General features: G+C 38.5%; 4 protein-coding genes. All 4 read right to left on the bottom strand.

Annotated elements, in window-relative coordinates:
- Positions 1-1,166, bottom strand: a 1,166-nt coding sequence (locus tag GQR55_RS19780) for a transposase (protein ID WP_166421941.1), incomplete at its 3' end; no start/stop codon positions are given.
- A 216-nt stretch (positions 1,167-1,382) separates the two neighbouring features.
- Entirely contained in the window at positions 1,383-1,784 is a 402-nt protein-coding gene (locus GQR55_RS19775; protein ID WP_166421940.1) for a hypothetical protein, read from the bottom strand.
- Between the two features lie 124 nt (positions 1,785-1,908).
- Positions 1,909-2,241 (bottom strand): hypothetical protein, encoded by a 333-nt coding sequence (locus tag GQR55_RS19770; RefSeq protein ID WP_166421939.1) that lies wholly within the window; start codon positions 2,239-2,241, stop codon positions 1,909-1,911.
- A 164-nt stretch (positions 2,242-2,405) separates the two neighbouring features.
- Entirely contained in the window at positions 2,406-2,870 is a 465-nt protein-coding gene (locus GQR55_RS19765; RefSeq protein WP_166421938.1) for a GNAT family N-acetyltransferase, read from the bottom strand.
- Positions 2,871-2,968 lie beyond the last annotated feature (98 nt).

Here is a 2,968-nt window from a genome sequence, read left to right as displayed (position 1 = left end):
CCACTTCGCCACATATCATTACCTGCAGGGCAGCGGCAGGTTTGGGTGGCTTCATCATAATGAAAATCGTCTGAGGTAAATAATCGTGGCTTGCCTTTACTGCGTTTTAGTCGGCGTTTTTCTTGCTCTGTTTCATATGTTTCACTGTCTTTAAACAGCGGATTTCGTTTTCTAAATTGATTATCTGCAATGTAGCTATCGAACCCACTTTTCGCCATATATTCAAGGTTCACTTCGCTGTTAAACCCACTGTCTGCGGTGAATTTAATCGTGTGCTCGTCTTTGGGTTTGTCAGTGTTCAATTTATCAAGCTGCTGCTTTAATTGCTTAACAGCTGGCTGTAGGGTTTGTTGCTCACCCACTGAGCCCCACGCTTGTGCTTGCAGGATGATTTGATGTTTGTCATCGTTTATCGCTATGCCGTTATAGCCTTGAATTGTCCCTTTTGAGGTCGTCATCTTCGCGCTATCAGGGTCAGTGATATTACTTTTAACTGGCTTGCCTTTACTGCCTGTTTTTTCTTTGTGAGTGGCTAAGAACTCGGTGATTTTATCTGCACTTTTATCCAGCTTCTCTTTTTGTTTTAAATCCTGAGTTATTAACTCTTCACTCAGTCCATCTTGTGATTGGTGGCGTTCAATAATACGTTTGCTTGCGCGTTCTAGTTTTGCTTTTTTGCGGCCTAACTCATCGAATGTGCCACTCCACTCTTTACTCGCATTGGACTTTAATTTACACCCATCAATGGCAAACATGTTACGGCCTATCAAGCCTTCTTCATCACATATCATCAGCACTTGCGTAAAAAGTGGCTCAATCTGTTCATGCATTTTAGCCACGAAGCCCGCTATTGATGTGTAATGCGGCTGGATATCTCCCGACACACTCATAAATAAAATGTTCGTCTCACACGCTTTAGCAATTCGGCGGCTACTGATAAAACCATGTGCATAACCCAGTAAAATAATCTTTAGCATTACCGAAGGCGAATACGCAGCAGCGCCCGTTTTGTCATTGTTGTACCACGCGTCAAAGCCCGATAAATCGAGTTTGTTTTCGACGATATAACAAAGGGCATATTCAAATGTGCCTGGCAAAATTTGCTCAGCGAAATTGATAGAAATGAATTTATTTTGACAGGATAAGTCAGGCTTATAGTTAGCCATAACAGTTTACCATGGGTGAATAATATCTATTAGATCACAGCGAACAGATGGATTCAAGGTTAAAAAGCAACCAACAAAAAATAGTTGGATACGTTCCTAAAAAGAGTAATTCTACAGCCTCAACGCCTCACTAAGAGGCAAAAAATTGTTTGCTAAAATGTTTGAGGTACGAAAAAAAGCAAACTGTTTTTTGTCCTTTTGAGTGACTTGTTAGCTTTATTCGAAACCACTATCAGACAAGTAAAGGTGAACAGTAGCCTTAATTACTTCATCTTTAGCTGATGGTAACTCTTCTGTAATTTGATATTTCTTGGAGCTAGAAATTAATGTCCATTCGTTTTCATTTGGCACTTTTTTGGATGTAATTTTACCATCTTGAAACCTCGCTAAAGCACGATCAAACCCTGATTGAGCACCGATTGAGTATGCTTCCAGTATTAGTGCGTCTATATCTTCACTAATGTTTGAACCTTTACTTTTTAATTGGGAGATAATGCTTTCTAATTTTTCCGTTGGCTTACTCCCTGCGGCTACTACATCAAATTCATTTTGGAATCGTGACACAACTTTATTAATAGATTGCGAGTGTGCTTGAATTTTAATATTTCGAGATGACATGCAACTGATCCTTTTATAAAGCTAACGCCCAATTAACAGGCAAAAAATGGTTGGCTAAAATAAGTGAACGCAGTGAACAAAAAGCCAACTGTTTTTTGTCCTTGTTTAATTTCTTGTTATGTTGCTATTTATCACCATAAGTACATTTATAAGCAACGCCTTGGACTTGATCAGTGATAACACCATAATTATTAGAAGTCATAATGACCGCATTGGCACCTTTAACATACGCCGCATCTTTTAACCTAATATGAGCCGCTCTTTTTCTCCCCCAAGGAGAGTGCATTGTTACATCATACGTAGCGTTGACTGCATCAATAGCTTTACAATTAGCAAATTGCTTCATTTCATCTAGATTTTTATATTCTGTGACTTGTGCGGAAGTCTCTGTAGGTGAAGTCGAACACCCCATAAGAATAACTATCCCCGATAACAACACCGATAACTTGATTGACATTAATGTATCCTTTCAAAAAGTACTAAAAAAAGTGGAAATGACATAGAGCTACGTTAAGCAACATAACGCCCTTAATAACCGGCGCGTAGGTTGGCGTTGTTTTTGCCATGTTTTTCTTTTGCAAAAACGATGACAACCGTTATGCGTCCGAGTTTATTAGCTTGTTAGCTTTGGCTTATTTTAAGCTTGAACCCTTCGTGAGTTGCATTAAACCCAAGCTTTTTATAGAACCTTAGGGCATCAGGTCGCATTTTATCTGATGTGAGTTGAACCAGATTACAGCCTTTTTCTTCAGCTCTATTAATTGCCCATTTAAACATCTGCTCACCTAAACCTTGTCCTCGATGTTCAGTGCTAATTCGAACACCCTCGATCAGACATCGCCATGTTCCCATGTGAGTTAAATAAGGGATGTAAGTTAATTGAAGCATTCCAGCAACTTTATTAGCCACATCAATAATAATTAATTCATTGTTTTGGTCATTAACAATATTTTGAAAAGCAATACGATATTTAGAATTTAAAGGTCGGCTGACATCTTCTCTTTCTGAGCCAAGCACATCATCCGCTAACAATGTAACCAAATCTTCAAGATCGCTTTCTTTAGCTATCCGATATTTAATATTCAACGACTTTTCCTTAGAAGCTAACGAGCCTGTAGATTAACTCGTTTTAAAATTTGTTTTATTGATAAACAAACCATAGCTGAGTTCCTATTTTGGTTCAA

This window comes from Pseudoalteromonas sp. Z1A8, assembly GCF_011378855.1.
GTDB lineage: Bacteria > Pseudomonadota > Gammaproteobacteria > Enterobacterales > Alteromonadaceae > Pseudoalteromonas.
Note: the sequence above shows the minus strand (reverse complement) of the source record. Positions and strands in the feature narration are given on the sequence as shown.

Coding starts and splice junctions, on each gene's coding strand:
- GQR55_RS19775 (WP_166421940.1), bottom strand. CDS start 1,784: ATGTCATCTCGAAATATTAAAATTCAAGCACACTCGCAATCTATTAAT.
- GQR55_RS19770 (WP_166421939.1), bottom strand. CDS start 2,241: ATGTCAATCAAGTTATCGGTGTTGTTATCGGGGATAGTTATTCTTATG.